The sequence below is a fragment of the Streptomyces sp. NPDC050988 genome, from assembly GCF_044456225.1.
Taxonomy (GTDB): Bacteria; Actinomycetota; Actinomycetes; order Streptomycetales; family Streptomycetaceae; genus Streptomyces.
On the sequence record NZ_JBITFQ010000001.1, the window covers coordinates 857,649 to 874,458 of the forward strand.

The window sequence follows — 16,810 nt, forward strand, 5'->3', positions numbered from 1 at the left end:
TCATGGACAGGGCTGTGCCCACAGGGACTCAATAGGCTCCGAACAGACTTCGTGCCCCTACGACTTGGAGCTTGACGTGCACCGCAGACTCATCGCCCCGGGCGCACTCGCGGCCTCCCTGCTGCTGGCGATCCCGGCATCGGCGGCCAGTTACTCGCCTGGAGCGCCGGGCATCGGCGACCCCTACTATCCGGCCTACGGCAACGGCGGATACGACGTCTCCCACTACGACCTCCGGCTCCAATACCAGCCGGAGACGGACAAGTTGGAGGGCACGGCGACACTCCTGGCGAGGACCACGCAGGATCTCTCGCGCTTCAACCTGGACTTACTTCTCGATGTGAGCGAGGTGCGGGTCAACGGCACGAAGGCCTCGTTCACCACCTCGGGCGAGCACGAGCTGGAGATCACGCCGAAGAACCCGCTGCCCAAGGGCACGGCCGTCACGGTCGTGGTGCGGTACAGCGGGGTGCCGTCCACGAAGAAGGCGTACGGGTTCACCAGTTGGCACCGCACCCCGGACGGCGGGGTCGGGGCGAACGAGCCCGAGGCCGCCTGGTGGTGGTTCCCCAGCAACGACCATCCGCTGGACAAGGCCACGTACGACGTGTCGGTCGCCGTGCCCGACGGGTCGCAGGCCATCTCCAACGGCACGCTCCAGTCGGTGAGTTCACGGGCCGGCTGGACGCGCTACAGCTGGCGGTCGAACAAGCCGCAGGCCACGTATCTCGCCACACTGGCGGTCGGGAAGTTCGACCTCACGACCGGCACGTCGGAGAGCGGCATCCCGATCGTCAACGCCTACAGCAAGGATCTGGGCGACAACTACGGGGCGGCGCGGGCGAGCGTGGAGCGGACCGGGGAGGTCGCGGACTGGTTGTCCGAGTATTTTGGGCCTTATCCGTTCAACGCCCTGAGACCTTGGAACAGGGGCCGATTCCACGGATACTGACGTTGTGATGCGACCAGTGAACCCCGAGCAGATACGGGCCCGCGAGTACCGACGGCTGTCGGACCCCAACGGCGGCACGAGTCTGCAGCGCCAGGGCTCGAACAATGAGGAGTCAGCAGCAGACAACGGATGGGAGCTTGGGGAGCCGTACATCGATGACGGCCTGAGCGCGAGCAAGTTCGCCCGCAAGAAGCGGGACGACTTCGAGAACCTTGTTGCCGACCTGGAGAGTGGCCCGTCCGGTCGCGAGAGTGACTTCGGCGCGGAAGTCCTCATACTCTGGGAGTCCTCCCGCGGTTCCCGGCAGGTCGGTGAATGGGTCAGATTCATCGAGTTGTGCGAGAAGAAGGCCGTCAAGATCTGGGTCACCACGCACGAACGGCTGTACGACCCGCGCAACGGGCGTGACCGTAAATCACTTCTCGAAGATGCGATCGACTCGGAATACGAGTCGTACAAGACGCACAAGCGAGTGAGCGGCACCGCGGCATTCCAGGCCACCCAGGGGCGCCCTCACGGGAGGGCACCAGACGGCCTCATGGCCGTTTACGACCCGAAGACGGGTGACCTCATCACGTGGACTGAGAACCCTGAGAGATCGGAAATCCCCAAGGAACTGTTCCGCCTCCTGGAGCTGGGATTCAACCTGAGCTCCATAGAGCAGCGGTTCGAAAAAGACGGTTACGTGAACGCCTCAGGGAGTCCCTACACCCGCGAACATCTCAGAGACATGGCCCTGCGGCACGCCTATGCAGGGCTGCGCGTCCACCACGGGAAAGTCTCTGAAGGAATCTGGGACGGCATCGTTTCCAAAGAGCGCTTCTGGACGGTGCAGCAGATCCTCAACGACCCCTCCCGGAAAACCAGCCCTCGCGGTGGCAAGGCGATTCATGAGCTGACGGCCGGCCTGCGGTGCGGTGTGTGCGGGAGCCTGCACGCCGTGAACGCGAAGCACGGGCACCCCACCTACCGTTGCCAGAACGGCTGTCTGCTGATCCGGAAGGCGCCCGTCGACGAACTCATCATCGGCACGGCCCAGGAGCCGGGCACGCTGCTCTCGTACCTGGCGCGCGACGATCTGCACCAGCTGCTCGCCACGCCGAGCAGCGACGACGAAACCGTGAGGGGGGTCCGGGCCAGGCTCACTCAGGCCCGCACCGAGCGCGACGAACTGAGGGAGGCCAAGGGCCGCACGCTCGCCGAGGTGCGCCTGCTGGCCAACTCTCTGTCAGCGCTTGAGGCAGAGGTCCAGGACCTGGAAGAGACAGAGCGTGAGCTGACCTTGCCCCCGGTCCTCCTGAAGCTGATCACGCCGGGGGCGAACGTCTGGGAGTCCTGGCAGGAGATGCCCGTAAGCGCCCGTCGTGACGTCGTACGGATCGTCCTGAGCCCGCGGCTCCTGGGACGCGTCTACATTCACCCCAGCCCCAGGACGGGCCGCAATCAGCCCATCCTGGAGCGCATCGAGTACCGCCACACCGACGACGCGTAGCCGTACGGCGGCGCGGCCGGCTACGCCGTGAGCAGCGGAGCGCGGGGCGACGCGAGCAGCGGGAGCGATCCGGGCGAGGCGGGTACGGGACGGCGGTGGAACCAGACCTGGATCCAGAGTCCGTCACCTGCGAGTCGCAGCAACTGGTCGTTCATCTCGTCGCGCAGCTGGCGCGTGCAGTAATCCTCGCTGACGAGCCAGATGCACGTGCCTCTCCAGGCGACGCCGAACACGACTTGGCCGTCGGGCAGGTCGTGGGCCGGGACGGTTTCCCAGCGTGAGACGGCCAGCATCAGCCCTTGGGCCGGCCGCTTCATCCGTCCGTCGTTCGTCCATCTCTGCCGCCACGATCCGTGGACGATCTGATGTCCGCTCAGGCTCGTGAACTGGTCACTCAAGAGCCTCCGCGTATGACGCGGGTCGAGCCGGATCTCGGTCTGCCCCCCAGGCCGATCCCGTATATCTACAAGCCGGCCGTCCGGGATCTCTCCCGGGGCCGCAACTCGATACCTCACCCTTATTCGTGGCGTGTCTAGCATTCCGCCCCCTGTAGACCGCGCTACAGCGGATGCCGTAGCGCGGAGCGAATGACTGTCCACCTGCCAGGCGGTGGTTCATTCATTCACAGGGCGGTCACTTTTGGCCATACCTTGACTACTGGCTGTTCGTGCCCGTCTCTCAACTGCGGTTATGCGCAGGCGAGTTGGGATCCGAGATTATTTCCGGCCATCCTTAGGTACCGGGCGGTAGGTGTTCATGAGTCTGAGGAGCTTCTTACGCGCCTCGTCACTCACCGGCCCGAGGGCAATCCCCTGGACCTCGCCGTCCTCCGACCACAGGGTGTCGACTCCCATGAACTGACGCCCAGCCGCCTCCTGGACCTCGGCGGGGTCCAGATGCAGCGCCTCGGTGAGTGCGTCCAGTTGCGGATACTGGGGAGTCTCTCCCTGGCCGAGCTCCGCGCGTTCCAGTCGGTCCAGCCAGTCGGCCTCGACCACGCGGTTGCCAGTGCCGGGGTCGACGGCCGCAGCCGCAACGTCCCGCAGGCTCATGCCTGATTCGAGGCGGCGCGCGCGCAGCATGTCGGACAGGTCGCGCCCATAGCCCTCTGGCGCCACCTCGTCAGCAGCCCGATCCAGGATTGACCGCTCCTGCGCATCGCGAGGCGCGGCCGGCGGGTGCGCGTCGTCCGGCCGCTCCCGTTCTAGGTCCTGCCGTGCGAGCCGCATGGCCTCATCCACGTCGTCCGGCGTCATGCCCAGTTCTCTTGCTGACGCCCGCACCATCCGTCGGAGTGCTTCGCGGGCCGGGAAGAGTGACTCGTCCGTCCCGTCGGAGGCTTCACCCAGCGCCTCGATCGGGGTCGGCTGACCGCCGGCCAAGACCGCGTAGACGCTGCCAGGTACCCACTGGAGGGCCGCGTCGATCGCTCGCGCGGTCAGTTCGGTGGGTTTGGAGTCGCCGCGCCGGATGGCTCTCAGCGCTTCGTACGTGACGCCGGCGCCCTCCGCGACATCAGACCACCTCAAGCGCAGCGCGAGGCGACGTGCGTTCATCGCCGCGTCCAGCTGCTCATGTGGCTCTGGCATCAGCACCCCTTCTGACCAGCGAAACACAGGATAGCGCAACCTACCGCAGCCGGTAACTTGCTAAGACTTGTGTCTACCTGTGCCGTGAGGCTTGTACACCTGTGCTTGCTTGCGTTAGCTTGTGGCGCATGCCCACTGAAACCACAAGTCGAGTGAAGCACCAGCGGCTGCGGCACGGCATGACTCAGCAGGATCTGGCCAACAAGTGCGCTGAATCGGGCGTTCCTGTGGACGCCACCCAGATCAGCCGGATTGAGCGCGGGATCTACACACCGCGCCCCAAGCTGCGCGCCCTCCTGGCGGAGCTCCTCGAACTCGACGTCAACGATTTCGCCCAGACCGAGATGTCCGGGAGCGCGGTGTGACGCGCGAGGAGCGGTTGGCGCACATCCGTGACGTCGTCGACTCCGCGCCGCTGCCGCCCCCGGAGGACATCGACCGGCTGCGAGCCCTCCTGCAGCTACACGCCAGGACCAGCACCGCGGCCGCGCCCGAGCGCAAGCGCAAGCGCCCGGTCCGCGCTGCGAAGGCTGCCTGACCAAACGAAAGCGGGGCCGCGCCCGGCTCGACCCCGGACAGCGACCCCTCCGGCACACCTCACCCACTGACGAATGAGGAGACCGTGACCGCATCATCCCAGACTCCGCACGAGGCCCAGACCCCACCGCCGCTCATCCACCTCCCCACGACGCAGGCCGTCGCCATGGTCCGCCAGTACGACGCACTGACCGTCGAGGCCATGGCGCAGGGCGCGGTCGACCAGGCGCAGGCCGAGGGCCGCGCCGAGCTGACGCAGGCACAGCAGGACCGCGAGGCCCTGTCCTGGTTCCACAGCCGCTGGAAGATCGCCGCCAAATTGTGCGAAGGCAGGCCCCTTGAGGACCTGCTGTGCGTGGGGGAGGTCCTGGCCGCCCTGGACGGCCAGATGCCCACCACGCTGCCCTTCACCATGACGTGGGACGGCACGGTCACCGACCCCGACGGCGATGGGCCCGGCGAGGCCACGTTCGTGCCTTGCACCACTTCGCGCGGCGGCCGCGCGGTCGTCGCGCTCGACAACGACGAGCGCCTGCAGCTCGGCGAGAAGCTCCTCGCCACCCTCCACACCACCGAGACCTGCCACACCCCCGGCTGCGGCACCCCTGCCGAGGACACCGACGCCTCCAACCCGTTCGTGTCGGGCTGGATCTGCGTCCAGGTCGCGGGCGTCGACGGCCCGGCCCGCTGGTGGTGCAACGCCTGGTGCGCGAACTCCGCGATCACCGCGGCCGGCGCAGAGCTCGCCGCCCTCGACCGGGCGGCCGCCGCCGATCCGAACGAGCCGGTCCCGGACACGCCCACGGCCGACACGATGGCGCTGCCCGCGATCGCCGAGGCGCTGTCCGGGGCCGCGCAGTGGTTCACCGAGACGGCCCAGGACGCCGAGCTCGCCGACGAGGACGGTACGGGCGGTGCCCTGTGAGTGACGAGACCGAAGGCAGCGTTCTGGCAGCGATCGAGGCCATGGAGGCGGCCGCGTTCCGTACGGGGCTGATGGCCCGCCGCCTGCTGGCCGAGCACCCGGACCTGTCCGTGAAGGAGATTCGTGCAGGGTTCGTAGCCGGTGGCCACGCCGAACTGCACATCAACACGGACGAGTGCGACGGTGTCCGCGTCTGGGCCGAGCGGTTCGGCCTGCGCGTCGAGTCGAACATCAGCAGCTACACGCTCGGCAACGGCCGCGAGAACGTCTACGAGGCCTGCACCGCCGAGGGCGAGATCGACGGAGTCGGTATCAAGCTCCTCGGCACCCGAGCCGTGGAGGGTGCCGAGGGCGAGGCGTGGATCGCCGAGCGCGACCAGGCCGCCGCCGGGCCCGCCGAGACTGCCCCGGTCGGTGCCTCGTGAGCGCCCGCGGCAGGAACGTGGACCAGGTTGTCGAGGCAGGGAAGGACACCCGCGGCAGCAGCCAGCTGCTCGCGGGCGGGTCCACCCAGCCCGCAGCCCTGCGTGCCCCGTCGATTGGGCTCCTGTCGGACGAGGTCCTCGCGCAGCTCCGTACGGCTGGGCTGGAGCGGCCGCGGCCGCCGCAGCGCGGGCGGGAGTGGACGCCGGCGACGGAGCCTGAGCAGCATCTGCTGCGTGAGGCCTGCCGCCTGGACCGGGTGCGGCGGATGCTGCTGGAGGACATCGGGCGGCGCGCGCAGGAGGCGGCACGGCTGCGCCGCATGTTCGCGGGGCGGTCCGTGCGGCAGGACCAGGATGGCGGGCCTGCGCCCGCCGGGGCGTGCCCGCTGCCTCCTCACGAGCTGGAGGTCATCGCGGCTGCGGCTGCGGGCGAGACGCTGGAGCAGACCTCCGGCCGCCTGATCCTCTCGTACGACACGATCCGCACGCGGCGCAAGCGGGCCGTGCACCGGCTCGGCGTGCGCAGCGTCACCCAGGCGGTCGCCCTCCTCGTCGCCGGCAGGTGGATCACCTCCGAGCAGATCTCCGGGGGTGGCGTCCGATGATCATCCTTCTGTTCTACGTCGCCCTGTTCGTCCTCATCTTCTTCGTTGCGAACGCCATCGCCGAGGAGCTGCGTGAGGCGCGTCCGCTCCCGCGCGTGAAGCAGCTGCCGCCCCGGCTGGTAGCCACCCCGTCGTGGGTCTACGGCGACGTCCTGCGGGAGCGCCACCGTGCCCGCCGCGCGCGCCAGGCCATGTCCTCGAACAGCGAGGGCGGGCGGCTAGTGCGGCTGTCCTGCGAAGGCCACTGCGCCGGCAGCACCACGCACGAGGACGACGGCGACGGCACGGCCACCTGCAGAAGGTGCGGCACCCCCCGCTCCTCCACCCCCGACGGGGCCTGACCCCGTCCGCACATACCGCCTGGCGGGCGGGACGTGACCTGACAACCGTCCCGCCCGCCGGGCCTGAACCCGAAGGAACCGTAATGCGCCGCTCTGTCGAGCTGCAGATCATCACCGAGGCCCTGGCCAAGATGGGCCCGCACGCCCCCGCCACCCGCATCTGGGGGCGTGCCCCGGGCTCCACGGCCGAGCAGGGCGCCGACGGGAACGTGTGGGCGGGTGACGTCCACGACGTGGCCCTGCACATCGTCACCCGCCTGTACGGGCGCCCGTCGGACACCCCCGACACCCGCTCCCCGCTGGCCCAGGCCGAGGACGCCAAGCGCGCCCGGGACCTGGGCGGCGAGCTCGGCGCGCTGATGGCTGGGGGCCGCGCCCTGCAGTCCGCGCCCTGGTACCCGACCCGCGCGGGCGACCTGGTCCACGTCCATTACGAACCGGCCGGGACGATGCCCGCGTTCGGCGAGACGTACGCGGTCGAGCCGCGCGACGGCTTCCCCAACTCCCTGCAGCTGTGCCTGATCGGCCACACGGCCCCCGACGACAGCATGACCGGGTTCTTCGCGCCCGGGCCCATCGAAGAGCCGCTGTACGAGGCGTGGTTCGAGGCCGGGCCGCAGCGGCTGACGATCGTCCGGGACGGACGGGTCGTGCACGACGGCGCCGCGCCGAAGCCGCGGCCGGCCGGCGTGATGCTCAAGACTCTCGGGGAGACGATCGCCGAGGCCGAGCGCTACCTCGAACTCGGGGACCCCGCCGCGGCGCTGGCCCGGCTGCGGTCGGCCACCTCGCTCCCCCCGTGCGGGGCGCCCGGGTTCGTGCCGGAGCAGGCGGACTGCGCCCGCTGGAAGAACCACAACGGCGCGCACAGTCCCGACGCCGCCTACGTCGACCCGCCGCACCAGTGCCCGGCCCTGCCCGAGCAGCTGCACGCCGTGGTCACCGTCGGCGCCAAGGTGGCCGACGTCCACTTCGCAGGCCTGTACGAGGAGCGGGACGCGGCCGTCGACCACGCGACCGGGTTCGCTTCCTTCAGCGAGGAGCTCATCGAGCGGTACGTGAAGCCCGCGCCCGGAGCACCGGGGGAGATGGTCCTCGACTTGCCCGCCGAGAACGCCCACGCGGCGTTCGGTGTGCAGGTGGCGGTCGTCGTGCCGCTGCAGGTGCTGCCGGACCCGCGCGAGGCGGACTGGCGGGACGAAGAGGGCCGGGACGCGTGCGCGGAGTACGACCCGGACTACGGCAGGGACCTCGACGACGAGGACGACCACGACCAGGCCGACGACGAGGACGGCGACGACTACGACGTCGACGGCGCGGACGGGGTGGCGCAGTGACGCGCACCGACCGGCTCACCCTGGTGCGCCAGTTGAGCGAGGAGGGCCTGAGCCAGCGCACCATCGCGAAGCGGCTCAATGTCTCCAAGGACACGGTGCGCAGGGACCTTGACCGGATCTCGGCCCAGGGTGAGCCGGACGATGCGCCACCCGCTGAGCCGGACGATCAGGGTGCGCCGCAGGTCAGCGGGGGTGACGCCGAGGGCGGCGCGCCGGTGGACGCGCCGCAGGGTGCGCCGGTTGCGCCACTGCCCCGGCGTATGACCGGGCCGCTGGCGCTGCCGGACGGATTCGACCTGCGCCAGTGGCCGGCGGTGCGCCGCGATCTTGCGACGCTGGCGCAGTCCGGCCTGCCGGTCGAGAAGCTCGTTCACGACGCGATCACGTCGGTGGCGCACCACTACCGCCAGGCCCTCGCCGTCGGGGACATCGAGGTTGGCCAGTCGTTCACGGTCAGCCACGTGGCCCTGCGGCCCCTGCCGGTGGCCCGACGTACCGGGCAGGCCGGCTGATGACCGGGCGGTCCGCTTCGGCCACCCCCCGCCGGAGCGGGCCGCCCTCCTTCCGCAGGCCTCGGCCGAGGCCTGCGTGCGATGTGCCGTGGCTGCCGCACGGCCTGACATACGCGCGCTTCTACCCGTGCGGCTGGCGCTGCGACCGGCATAGCCCCTGGGGGCTGGCCGGCTGGCCCGGCCCCGAACGGCGCACCCCGGAAACCACTACGAGCAGGAGCCCCTGATGGGCCAGCACAAGAACGCGCGCTCGCTGATACGCGCGGTCAAAGACCAGGGCTTCACCGTCGAGCCCGACGACGACCAGGCCTCCGGCCGCCGCAAGGTCACCGCCCCGGACGGCAAGTGGGTGATCATGCCCGGCCCGAAGCAGCGCACCGCGGGGCGTGCCCTGCTCAACGCCCGCGCCGCACTGCGCCGCATCGGCGCCGACGTCTAGACCTCTCCGTCTTCCCGAACCACCTGCAGGAGTGTTTCCATGACCGACTCCCTCACCAGAGTCACCCCGGCCCTCGTCGGCCAGTCCCTCGCCATGAGGCCGCTGTTCAGCCGCCACGCGTGGGAGCGCGCCGTTCTCGACTCCGGCCTGCACCCGCACGCCAAGCTGCTCGGCCTGGCCCTGGCCCACCACGCCCCCGACTCCGGCTACCTGCCGCCCGGTCACGTCCAGGACGCCCGCCGTCTGGCCCCCGAGCTGGGCCTGTCCGGCAAGTTCACGCGCATGTCCCTGAACGTCCTGCAAGCCGAGGGGTACATCAAGAGGCCGCCGATCGAGGAATGGCGCGAGCAGCTGCCGAGGCCGGTCACGCTCACCCTGCCCAGCCGTGACCGGCAGGAGCCTCCCCATACCGGCGAGCAGCCATGAGCGGCCGCCGCGAGCAGTTAGCGCTGCTGCCCGACGATCCGCCCGCGTACGGCGGCCCGTGCGCTGTGCCCGCGGTCCCCATCCGCACCTCCGGTCAGACCGAGTACTCGGTCGTCTGCACCGGCCCGGGCGGCTGCGGCGAGCACCACCGGCACGTCAGCACCGGCATCAAGACGGCGCCGTGCGGCGCCGAGTACACCGTGCCCTGTGACGAGGGCGACCACGACACTTCCTAGGACTCCCCTTGCCCCGCACGCCCGCATCACGCGAGCCCCGCCGCACCCGCGGCGGGGCTGGTGGTGCTGGCCGGGAAGAAACGCTCCTGCCGCTGCCGCCCTGGCACGGCCAGAAGATCCGCGTACCGCGTCGCGTGTGGGGCAGCGGGCATTACTCGCCCGGGGCGGTCGCCGTGCACGCCCAGCTGACCGCCCTGGACCAGCGCGGCCGCCGCTGCCGCGCCGGCGTCCTGACGATCGCCGGATACCTCGGCGTCGGCAAGCGCACCGCCGAGCGGTACCTCGCCGAGCTCGCCGAGCCGGGCCCCGACGGCCGCGCGGAGATGACGACGGTCCGGCACACCGCCCCGGGCGGCACCGGCATCACGGCCGAGCGGCGCATGCGCCGCGTCGAGCAGGGTGAGCACTTCGCGTACGTGCCCGTCTCGGCGGCCAAGTCGCTGCGGCCGCGGCTGTTCGTCGCGTACTGCGCGCTCGCCTACGCCGAGGCCACGAACACCCCTGTCACGGCCGCGGAGCTCGGCGTGCTCCTGGGCGTCACGGAGCGCTCCGCGCGGCGCCTGGTCGACGAGTTGGAGGCCCTCGGCTGGGTCACCGTCGACCGCCGTACGGGCCGCCAGGGACGCCACACGATCACCGTGCACGACCACCCCCTGCACCCCGTGCCGGACCCGGTGGACGCGGACACAAATGGCGGATCGGGTCCGGACACGGATGGCGGATCCCTCGCGATCAAGGAAGACCCTGGACTGACTGACGATGAGAACAATGCGCCCGCCGGTGCGGGTGTCCGCCGTAGGCGAGATGACCGTACGTGGGAGCGCACGCCTGCGGATTCAGGTGATGCCCCCGAGACGTTCCGCTCCGTCCCGAGGCCGCGCCCGTACACCGGGCCGTCGCTGACGCTGTCGCCGCGCGTCTGGGACGTCCTTGAGCCCGTGGCCGATCTCCTGCCCCGGATCAACACGTTCGTGATCCGCAAGGCCGCCCGCGAGATCGGCCGCCAGCTCGACGCCCAGGTGCCCGCGGCAGACCTCCACGACCAGATCCTCCACCGGCGCCAGCGCACCGGCGTCGACAACCTGCTCGACCCCGGCCGGTGGCTCCTCGGCGTCGCCCTGGCCAACTGGCCCTCGCCCTGCGGCCTGGCCAACTGCGTCGACGGACTCATGCGCCACACCGGCGCCCCCTGCAAGGCCTGCGCCGAGCTCCCCGACGGCCGCCGAGGACACCCCCCGCATCCGCCGCCAGCCGCACCGGCCCCCGCGCTGCAGGAGTGCCCCCACTGCGCCGCCCCCTACCGGCCGCCCCTCAGACACCCGTACTGCCGCCTGTGCCGCCTCGAACTGCCCACCGGCGCCTGACCGAGAGGAACCCGTGCAATGCCCAACCCCAGCCCGCGCCCCGCCCCCCGCAACGGACCCGGCCACTGCCCCAGATGCCTGGAAGCCGTCCTCTGGTGCCTCAACGCCAACGGCAACACCCAGGCCATCAACGCCCAACGCGTCGACTACGGCAACCAGGCCGTCCGCCAGGACCAGACCGGCCGCTTCCACGTCCGCCAGCTCACCAAGGAGCGCCCCTCGTTGGAGGGCAGCGAGGCCCTGCACTACCCCCACGCGGCCACCTGCAGCGCTCCCACGCCCGCCGCCCAGACCCCGCGCCGCATGTCCGCCGCCAAGGTCCGCACCGGCGTACGCCCCGTCAGGTGGCAGCGATGAGCCGCGGAACCAAACCCCGCCAGGACATCGCCGACATGCTCCGCGCCGGCGCCACCTACCGCCACATCCAGCAGCAGCTGCACGTCAGCCCCAACTGCATCGCCCTCACCCGCAAGACCCTCGACATACCGGTGCCCTCGCCCCGCCACCGCAACCGAATCCACCCCGACACCCGGAAGACCATCATCACCATGATCAAAAAGGGCCGAAGCGTCGCCCAGATCATCCGCCGCACCGGAGTCAGCAAGGCCACCATCGGCCGCATCCGCCGGGACCTCCGCATCCAGGGAGCCCGCCCATGACGACCCCGCCCCGCGGCCACCGCGACGTCATCGAGGCCGCGCTCACCGACTGGTGGATCACCACGGACCCGAGCGAGCCCTTCCACAGCCCCGCCGTCGCCGAACAGGTCGAGACGTACCTCCTCGACGGCGGCTACGTCATCGCCCCCGACACCCGGAAGACCACCATGCCCAAACGCCGCACCATCATCGCCACCCTGCTCGTAGCCCTGATCTGCTGCACCGGAACAGGATTCGCCGCAGCAGACGGACGCTGGACATGGGCCGCTTTCGGCGCCACCGTCACCGTCCTCCTGGTCGTCGACGCCGCACGCGACCACAGCGCCCGCCGCCACGCAAGAGACCGCCGATGAACGCCGCCCGCCTCCTCGGCGCACTGTGCCCGCTCGTCGCCCTGCTCGCCCTCGCCGTACCACTGCTGCTCACCCTCAGAGACCGGAAGCAGGCCCCGATGACCTTCCACTACACCGACCCCGACGGCGACCACCTCACCATCAGCCCCGGCCTCGCCGACGCCGCCACCGGCCAATCCATCCTCGACACCGACGCGATCACGATCACGACACGACGCCAGCGCGACGGCCAGACCGCCAGCGTCTACATCCCCGCCAGCCAGGTCGAGGAACTCGTCGCCGGCCTACGCGACACCGCCCGCCAAGCCGCCAGGATTGAGGGCTGAGCCATGGGCAACGAACTGCTGATCCTGCCGTGGCGCTGCCCGTTCTGCGTCGGAGGCCTCGTCCGCGACAACGACGGCAACAGCATCGAGCGGTGCCACCACTGCTCCGGCGTAGGCCTCACCGAACAACCGTGCGGCCCCGCCGAACGCGCACCACGGCCCCCGGCCGTCATGCGTGCCCCCTGCGCCGACTGCGCCTTCCGCCGAGGCTCGCCCGAACTGGAGAACGCCGGCGTGCAACTGCCCGACGAGGAGCCCTTCTACTGCCACCAGGGCCTGTTCGTTTCCGCCTCTGGCAGCTACGAGCCGACCGCCATGTTCCGCGGCCTCCCCCTCGGCGCCATGGTCTGCGCCGGCTGGTGGGCGCTCAAGAGCGGCGAGGACATGCCCGCCAAGCCGTACCGAGAGGTCCCCATCACCGAGGACGAGGTCGACAAGCGCTGGGGACGCCCGGCCTCCACGCCCGAGTAGCTCGCGCGCCCGCGATCGCGCGCGCGGTAACCGCAGGCGCGCGCCCGCGCGAGAGCCACCCCTACCCGCCAGTACACCTCGTCCCGTCCCACCGCCCGGAGAGAACGATCATGAAGCGTGTGCCGCCCAACCCCTACAGCCCCTACGCCACCGCCGACCCCACCGAACGCCACCTCTTCCCCACCCTCTTCGGCCCGCCCACACCCGGCACCCTCCACCCCGCCGGCTGCCACGGCCTCGCCGTCGTCCCCGACGAGCCGGTAGAGGTTGCCCCCGACGCCGAGAGCCTCCCCGACGGACTGTGCGCGGCGTGCACGGCCGCCCTCCGCGGCCTCGCCGTTCCCGACACCCGGCCCCTCAGCGCCTGCGAGAAATGCGTCCAGGGGACCCGCAACAACGGCCTGTGCGCCGTGTGCCGTACCGACGCCCACCAGCTGTGGACCCGCGTCCGCACCGCGACCGCGCCCCACACCGTCGAGAAGCCCGCCGGCGCCTTCGTCGTCCGCGGCGGCCCCCTCCGCGTCACCCCGGACGCCTTCTGCGAACACGGGGACCTCGCCTTCGCCACACGCATGCACGGCTACCACATCGGCGGCGACGACCACGAAGAAGCCATCGACCTGGTCCTGCCGCGCTGCTACCTCGCCCTGCTCATCGGCGGCGTCCTCGCCGCCGTCGACCACGACAACACCCCCGGCGCGCACGAACGCTTCACCGAGTCCGTCAACCGCACGCAGGCGAAGGTTCGCGCCGCCCTCGAACAGCAGACCGCCGACGACGAGGAAGACCCCCGCCGATGATCCAGCAACCGTCCCCCGAGGAACTGCAGAAGATCCGCGACGAGCTGCGCGAGGAGATCCGCGAGGCCCGCGGCACGCTCAAGGACCTCCGCCGAGAGATCAAGACCGCCCGCGAGCTCGTCCCGCTCCTCACCGACGAGCTGTTCGAGGCCGAGGTGAAGAAGCAGGTCGACGCGCTCGGCACCGCCACCGAAGCGGCCATGGACCAGGCCGTGAAGCGCGTGTTCGCCAAGTTCGATCAGCTCCAGGCCGTAGCCACGGGCGAGGACCGGCACAGCCGCCGCAGAGGCCAGCCCTCCATCCCCGACCTGCTCCGGGCCCGCGTCGGCATCGAGGCCGACCGTGACTAGCTGCACCGTGCCCGGCTGCCCCCGCACATCCGACGAGGACACCCGCCGCCGGATGTGCGTCCGCTGCGCACGCCAGCTGCAGGCGTACCTGCGCGAGCTCGTCGGACAGATGCCGCTCCTGCAGGCCTCCCTGCAGCTGGACCGCAGCCCCACCACGGGCAGCGTCCACGGCGGCCGAGCGCACTCACCCATGCCCGTACGCGGCGACGTCCTCACCCTCCTCGGCCCCGGCTCCAACACCACCGTCGACGACCCGTACGGCGACGCCCGCGGCGACCAGACCGGCCCCCTGCCCATCGACACCCACCTGCGCGGCTGGGCCGAGATGACCGCCCTCCACGTCCGCCTCGCCACCGCCCCCGGCATACGGCCCGGGCGCACCTGGGCGGCATGGCTCACCGCCTACGTACCGTGGATCATCACCGCCCCGTGGGCCGGAATCCTCCACCAGGAGCTCACCGAGCTCCTCGGCCGCGTACGGTCCATCACCCGCACCGAGCCCCGCCGCCGCCCCCTGGACGCCCCCTGCCCCTCCTGCGAGGCCTTCGGCCTCGTCGAGGAGGACTGGCAGCCCTACGTCGAGTGCGTGGCCTGCGAACTCCTCCTCACCCCCGACGAGTACACCGCCCACGCCCGCCGCGTCATGCCACGCCTCTACCGCACCGCCCTGCTCCTCGCCGCCCAACAGCACCAGGAGAGCGCCTAGTTGTCGTACCCCTGTGCCACACTGCACCCTGCTCCGGGCACGTGATCGGCCGCTTCACACGGAGCAACACCGACCCGCCGCGAACCCGAACGCGGCGGGTCGCGCCGTTCCTGCTGGACAAACCGCAGGTCGTAGCGTCAACATGGCGCCAACAGAACACGTGTGCCCTTTCACAGGACTCGCACAAGCCCACAGCCCCGGACGCACCCCCGGCCCGGGGCTGTGGCACGTCCCGGACCAGAAGGGGGCGCCCCGTGGCCGAGCAGCTCTACACCGGCACGGAAGCCGCCCAGCTCGCCACCCGATGGCGCCGCGCCCTCACCGCCAACGCCGCGGCGGTCACCCTCTCCGCGATCTGCAAATGGCGCGAGCGCGGCCACCTCCAGGTCGCAGGACTCGACGAACACGACCGCCCCCTCTACGCCCTCGACGCCATCGCACGCGCTGAGAAAGCCACCCGCAGCCGCGCCCTGCGCCTGGTCGGCATCGGCGCCCACTAGACCCCCGCTGCCCGGCGATCGGGCGAGGAGCCTGGCCGTGCCCCCGCTGCAGAGCGCGGGATGTCGTGCGGTTGGCCAGCGACCGGGCAGCGGGCCCTACAGACTGTCGAGGATTTGCCTTCTGCGCTCCTCGTACTCCTGGTCGGACACGAGGCCCTGCGTCCGCAGCCCGTCGAGCGTCGCAAGACGGGTTGCGATGTCCTGCCCGGCCGCCGGGGCAGCCACGCCCGCCGGAGCGGCCGGAGGAGTTCCGGGCGCAACGCCGCCGAGCCGTGCACGCAACGCGTCGGACAGCGCCTTCCCCACGTCCTTGGGCATCTGCTTGATCTCGGCCTTGTTGCCCGACGAGAACACCTGCAGCGTGCCCATCAGCATGCCGCCCGACCACTGCACCGAGCTGATCCGCGCGTACGGGAAGTCCTCGACCTGCTGCGACATGATCCCGTGCTTCAGGAAGATCAGCCGATGGCTCGTCATCGCCACCAGACCGTTCCCCTTGCCGTACACACCCGTGGCGAGCATCTCGACCGTCTCGCCCTCCCACAGCACCTCGGGAAGCCGCTCGATCTCACGCTTCGACCCCATCGTGCTCTTCAGCTTCGCGGCCGCCGCGTCGATATCCGGCCGCACGTCAAAGGTCGCCATCGGGACCCCTCTCCAGACCAAGCAGGGGCGCGCCTGGTGGGGCAGGCGCGCGGGACCGTGGGGGGAAAGCTCCGAGCCTAGCGGTGAACGCGCGGCCGCGACCGGCCAACCACAAGACCACCTGGGGCGGGTGGAGGGGAAGCGACCGCCCGGGCGACCTGAACGCCCGGGCGGTACGCCACGAGAGGACGAGCCGTGGCCGAACGCGCCGAACTCACCTCGTACGAGTACCGCAAGATCCGCGCCCGGATCCTCGCCGAGTCCACCGTCTGCATCATGTGCGGCCACACCGGCTCACAAGCCGTCGACCACGTCGTCCCCGTCGCCCGCGGCGGCGCCCGCCTCGACCCCGAGAACCTGGCCCCGATCCACGGCGTCGACGGCTGCCCCACCTGCGGCCGCAAGTGCAACAACGACAAGGGCGACAAGCTGCTGTCCGAAGTCAAGCGGCTCATCACATCCGTCGACTGGTACGCCGGACCGTAGGCTCAGCCCGCTGGCCACCACGGCGCGGGTCCCACGCCCTGCAACTCCAGCGTGACCGTCCCGTCCGTGCACTCGGCGCTGGACCACACCTCTCCAGTGCGGTCGTCGCCCAGGTTCAACCAGCAGCGGCCTACCAGCGGTGTCACGCCCTCATGGACGAACGTCCCGGTGCCACGCCACGAGCGCAGCGGGTCGCCAGTCGCAGACTCCTGCTCGACCTCGACCCGGAGCGCCACCAGCACGTGTGCCGCGCCCGCGCCATCCCGGTGGTCCTCGGCCCAACCAGCCAGGATGCCCCGGCCCTCATACGTCCAGCTGCCTGAGTCCATGCAGC

At 70.8% G+C, this 16,810-nt stretch carries 27 protein-coding genes and 1 pseudogene; 24 read left to right on the forward strand and 4 right to left on the reverse strand.

Annotation, left to right across the window (positions count from 1 at the left end):
- Positions 1-76: 76 nt before the first annotated feature.
- Both ACIBEI_RS03735 and ACIBEI_RS03740 read left to right on the forward strand, forming a co-directional pair.
- A pseudogene (locus ACIBEI_RS03735) lies at positions 77-916 on the forward strand (M1 family peptidase); the annotation flags it as partial.
- A gap of 43 nt (positions 917-959) precedes the next feature.
- Entirely contained in the window at positions 960-2,444 is a 1,485-nt protein-coding gene (locus ACIBEI_RS03740) for a recombinase family protein (protein ID WP_398884648.1), read from the forward strand.
- 20 nt (positions 2,445-2,464) lie between these two features.
- On the opposite strand, the gene ACIBEI_RS03745 is transcribed toward ACIBEI_RS03740, so the two are convergent.
- A complete protein-coding gene (locus tag ACIBEI_RS03745; protein ID WP_398884649.1) occupies positions 2,465-2,842 on the reverse strand; it encodes a hypothetical protein in 378 nt (125 codons plus the stop codon).
- A gap of 318 nt (positions 2,843-3,160) precedes the next feature.
- The gene (locus tag ACIBEI_RS03750) at positions 3,161-4,033 is read right to left on the reverse strand and encodes a helix-turn-helix transcriptional regulator (protein ID WP_398884651.1); all 873 of its coding nucleotides are present in this window, start codon (positions 4,031-4,033) and stop codon (positions 3,161-3,163) included.
- A 128-nt stretch (positions 4,034-4,161) separates the two neighbouring features.
- Between ACIBEI_RS03750 and ACIBEI_RS03755 the strand changes: the two genes are divergently transcribed.
- The 21 genes from ACIBEI_RS03755 to ACIBEI_RS03855 all read left to right on the forward strand — a co-directional run bounded on the left by ACIBEI_RS03755 (position 4,162) and on the right by ACIBEI_RS03855 (position 15,345).
- The gene (locus ACIBEI_RS03755; protein ID WP_398884653.1) at positions 4,162-4,398 is read left to right on the forward strand and encodes a helix-turn-helix transcriptional regulator; all 237 of its coding nucleotides are present in this window, start codon (positions 4,162-4,164) and stop codon (positions 4,396-4,398) included.
- A complete protein-coding gene (locus ACIBEI_RS03760; protein WP_398884655.1) occupies positions 4,395-4,571 on the forward strand; it encodes a hypothetical protein in 177 nt (58 codons plus the stop codon). The genes ACIBEI_RS03755 and ACIBEI_RS03760 overlap by 4 nt, the downstream gene beginning before the upstream one ends.
- A gap of 84 nt (positions 4,572-4,655) precedes the next feature.
- Entirely contained in the window at positions 4,656-5,495 is an 840-nt protein-coding gene (locus ACIBEI_RS03765) for a hypothetical protein (protein WP_398884657.1), read from the forward strand.
- Positions 5,492-5,920, forward strand: coding sequence for a hypothetical protein (locus ACIBEI_RS03770; RefSeq protein WP_398884659.1), 429 nt, complete (start codon positions 5,492-5,494; stop codon positions 5,918-5,920). Before ACIBEI_RS03765 ends, ACIBEI_RS03770 begins: the two co-directional genes overlap by 4 nt.
- A 17-nt stretch (positions 5,921-5,937) precedes the next feature.
- Positions 5,938-6,525: a LuxR C-terminal-related transcriptional regulator gene (locus ACIBEI_RS03775; protein ID WP_398884661.1), complete on the forward strand. Its 588-nt coding sequence runs from the start codon at positions 5,938-5,940 to the stop codon at positions 6,523-6,525.
- A complete protein-coding gene (locus ACIBEI_RS03780; RefSeq protein ID WP_398884663.1) occupies positions 6,522-6,866 on the forward strand; it encodes a hypothetical protein in 345 nt (114 codons plus the stop codon). The genes ACIBEI_RS03775 and ACIBEI_RS03780 overlap by 4 nt, the downstream gene beginning before the upstream one ends.
- A gap of 83 nt (positions 6,867-6,949) precedes the next feature.
- Positions 6,950-8,203, forward strand: coding sequence for a hypothetical protein (locus ACIBEI_RS03785; RefSeq protein ID WP_398884665.1), 1,254 nt, complete (start codon positions 6,950-6,952; stop codon positions 8,201-8,203).
- Positions 8,200-8,715, forward strand: a complete 516-nt coding sequence (locus tag ACIBEI_RS03790) for an HTH domain-containing protein (RefSeq protein ID WP_398884667.1) — start codon at positions 8,200-8,202, stop codon at positions 8,713-8,715. The genes ACIBEI_RS03785 and ACIBEI_RS03790 overlap by 4 nt, the downstream gene beginning before the upstream one ends.
- 226 nt (positions 8,716-8,941) lie before the next feature.
- Complete coding sequence (locus ACIBEI_RS03795; RefSeq protein ID WP_398884669.1) at positions 8,942-9,154, forward strand: hypothetical protein; 213 nt, start codon at positions 8,942-8,944, stop codon at positions 9,152-9,154.
- Between the two features lie 39 nt (positions 9,155-9,193).
- On the forward strand, positions 9,194-9,580 hold the full coding sequence (locus tag ACIBEI_RS03800) for a hypothetical protein (RefSeq protein ID WP_398884671.1): 387 nt from the start codon (positions 9,194-9,196) through the stop codon (positions 9,578-9,580).
- Positions 9,577-9,816, forward strand: coding sequence for a hypothetical protein (locus tag ACIBEI_RS03805; RefSeq protein ID WP_398884672.1), 240 nt, complete (start codon positions 9,577-9,579; stop codon positions 9,814-9,816). The genes ACIBEI_RS03800 and ACIBEI_RS03805 overlap by 4 nt, the downstream gene beginning before the upstream one ends.
- 8 nt (positions 9,817-9,824) lie before the next feature.
- The gene (locus ACIBEI_RS03810) at positions 9,825-11,180 is read left to right on the forward strand and encodes a hypothetical protein (protein WP_398884674.1); all 1,356 of its coding nucleotides are present in this window, start codon (positions 9,825-9,827) and stop codon (positions 11,178-11,180) included.
- Between the two features lie 18 nt (positions 11,181-11,198).
- Positions 11,199-11,537, forward strand: a complete 339-nt coding sequence (locus ACIBEI_RS03815; RefSeq protein ID WP_398884676.1) for a hypothetical protein — start codon at positions 11,199-11,201, stop codon at positions 11,535-11,537.
- A complete protein-coding gene (locus ACIBEI_RS03820; RefSeq protein WP_398884678.1) occupies positions 11,534-11,839 on the forward strand; it encodes a helix-turn-helix domain-containing protein in 306 nt (101 codons plus the stop codon). The genes ACIBEI_RS03815 and ACIBEI_RS03820 overlap by 4 nt, the downstream gene beginning before the upstream one ends.
- The gene (locus ACIBEI_RS03825; protein ID WP_398884680.1) at positions 11,836-12,192 is read left to right on the forward strand and encodes a hypothetical protein; all 357 of its coding nucleotides are present in this window, start codon (positions 11,836-11,838) and stop codon (positions 12,190-12,192) included. Before ACIBEI_RS03820 ends, ACIBEI_RS03825 begins: the two co-directional genes overlap by 4 nt.
- Positions 12,189-12,518, forward strand: a complete 330-nt coding sequence (locus ACIBEI_RS03830; RefSeq protein WP_398884682.1) for a hypothetical protein — start codon at positions 12,189-12,191, stop codon at positions 12,516-12,518. Before ACIBEI_RS03825 ends, ACIBEI_RS03830 begins: the two co-directional genes overlap by 4 nt.
- A 3-nt stretch (positions 12,519-12,521) precedes the next feature.
- Positions 12,522-12,989 carry a hypothetical protein gene (locus ACIBEI_RS03835; RefSeq protein ID WP_398884684.1) on the forward strand — a complete coding sequence of 156 codons (468 nt, stop codon included), beginning with the start codon at positions 12,522-12,524 and terminating at the stop codon, positions 12,987-12,989.
- 110 nt (positions 12,990-13,099) lie between these two features.
- A complete protein-coding gene (locus ACIBEI_RS03840) occupies positions 13,100-13,789 on the forward strand; it encodes a hypothetical protein (RefSeq protein ID WP_398884686.1) in 690 nt (229 codons plus the stop codon).
- Positions 13,786-14,139, forward strand: coding sequence for a hypothetical protein (locus tag ACIBEI_RS03845; RefSeq protein ID WP_398884687.1), 354 nt, complete (start codon positions 13,786-13,788; stop codon positions 14,137-14,139). Before ACIBEI_RS03840 ends, ACIBEI_RS03845 begins: the two co-directional genes overlap by 4 nt.
- Entirely contained in the window at positions 14,132-14,845 is a 714-nt protein-coding gene (locus ACIBEI_RS03850; RefSeq protein ID WP_398884689.1) for a hypothetical protein, read from the forward strand. The genes ACIBEI_RS03845 and ACIBEI_RS03850 overlap by 8 nt, the downstream gene beginning before the upstream one ends.
- 254 nt (positions 14,846-15,099) lie before the next feature.
- On the forward strand, positions 15,100-15,345 hold the full coding sequence (locus ACIBEI_RS03855) for a MerR family transcriptional regulator (RefSeq protein ID WP_398884690.1): 246 nt from the start codon (positions 15,100-15,102) through the stop codon (positions 15,343-15,345).
- 96 nt (positions 15,346-15,441) lie between these two features.
- Here ACIBEI_RS03855 and ACIBEI_RS03860 read toward each other — a convergent pair whose 3' ends face one another.
- Positions 15,442-15,990 (reverse strand): PH domain-containing protein, encoded by a 549-nt coding sequence (locus ACIBEI_RS03860; protein WP_398884692.1) that lies wholly within the window; start codon positions 15,988-15,990, stop codon positions 15,442-15,444.
- A gap of 195 nt (positions 15,991-16,185) precedes the next feature.
- On the opposite strand from ACIBEI_RS03860, the gene ACIBEI_RS03865 reads away from it, so the two are divergent.
- Positions 16,186-16,476, forward strand: coding sequence for an HNH endonuclease (locus ACIBEI_RS03865; protein ID WP_398884694.1), 291 nt, complete (start codon positions 16,186-16,188; stop codon positions 16,474-16,476).
- Between the two features lie 2 nt (positions 16,477-16,478).
- Here ACIBEI_RS03865 and ACIBEI_RS03870 read toward each other — a convergent pair whose 3' ends face one another.
- A complete protein-coding gene (locus ACIBEI_RS03870; RefSeq protein ID WP_398884696.1) occupies positions 16,479-16,805 on the reverse strand; it encodes a hypothetical protein in 327 nt (108 codons plus the stop codon).
- Between the last annotated feature and the right edge of the window lie 5 nt (positions 16,806-16,810).

Coding starts and splice junctions, on each gene's coding strand:
- ACIBEI_RS03785 (WP_398884665.1), top strand. CDS start 6,950: ATGCGCCGCTCTGTCGAGCTGCAGATCATCACCGAGGCCCTGGCCAAG.
- ACIBEI_RS03860 (WP_398884692.1), bottom strand. CDS start 15,990: ATGGCGACCTTTGACGTGCGGCCGGATATCGACGCGGCGGCCGCGAAG.
- ACIBEI_RS03795 (WP_398884669.1), top strand. CDS start 8,942: ATGGGCCAGCACAAGAACGCGCGCTCGCTGATACGCGCGGTCAAAGAC.
- ACIBEI_RS03820 (WP_398884678.1), top strand. CDS start 11,534: ATGAGCCGCGGAACCAAACCCCGCCAGGACATCGCCGACATGCTCCGC.
- ACIBEI_RS03740 (WP_398884648.1), top strand. CDS start 960: ATGCGACCAGTGAACCCCGAGCAGATACGGGCCCGCGAGTACCGACGG.
- ACIBEI_RS03845 (WP_398884687.1), top strand. CDS start 13,786: ATGATCCAGCAACCGTCCCCCGAGGAACTGCAGAAGATCCGCGACGAG.
- ACIBEI_RS03800 (WP_398884671.1), top strand. CDS start 9,194: ATGACCGACTCCCTCACCAGAGTCACCCCGGCCCTCGTCGGCCAGTCC.
- ACIBEI_RS03780 (WP_398884663.1), top strand. CDS start 6,522: ATGATCATCCTTCTGTTCTACGTCGCCCTGTTCGTCCTCATCTTCTTC.
- ACIBEI_RS03755 (WP_398884653.1), top strand. CDS start 4,162: ATGCCCACTGAAACCACAAGTCGAGTGAAGCACCAGCGGCTGCGGCAC.
- ACIBEI_RS03825 (WP_398884680.1), top strand. CDS start 11,836: ATGACGACCCCGCCCCGCGGCCACCGCGACGTCATCGAGGCCGCGCTC.
- ACIBEI_RS03830 (WP_398884682.1), top strand. CDS start 12,189: ATGAACGCCGCCCGCCTCCTCGGCGCACTGTGCCCGCTCGTCGCCCTG.
- ACIBEI_RS03750 (WP_398884651.1), bottom strand. CDS start 4,033: ATGCCAGAGCCACATGAGCAGCTGGACGCGGCGATGAACGCACGTCGC.
- ACIBEI_RS03805 (WP_398884672.1), top strand. CDS start 9,577: ATGAGCGGCCGCCGCGAGCAGTTAGCGCTGCTGCCCGACGATCCGCCC.
- ACIBEI_RS03815 (WP_398884676.1), top strand. CDS start 11,199: ATGCCCAACCCCAGCCCGCGCCCCGCCCCCCGCAACGGACCCGGCCAC.
- ACIBEI_RS03870 (WP_398884696.1), bottom strand. CDS start 16,805: ATGGACTCAGGCAGCTGGACGTATGAGGGCCGGGGCATCCTGGCTGGT.
- ACIBEI_RS03835 (WP_398884684.1), top strand. CDS start 12,522: ATGGGCAACGAACTGCTGATCCTGCCGTGGCGCTGCCCGTTCTGCGTC.
- ACIBEI_RS03840 (WP_398884686.1), top strand. CDS start 13,100: ATGAAGCGTGTGCCGCCCAACCCCTACAGCCCCTACGCCACCGCCGAC.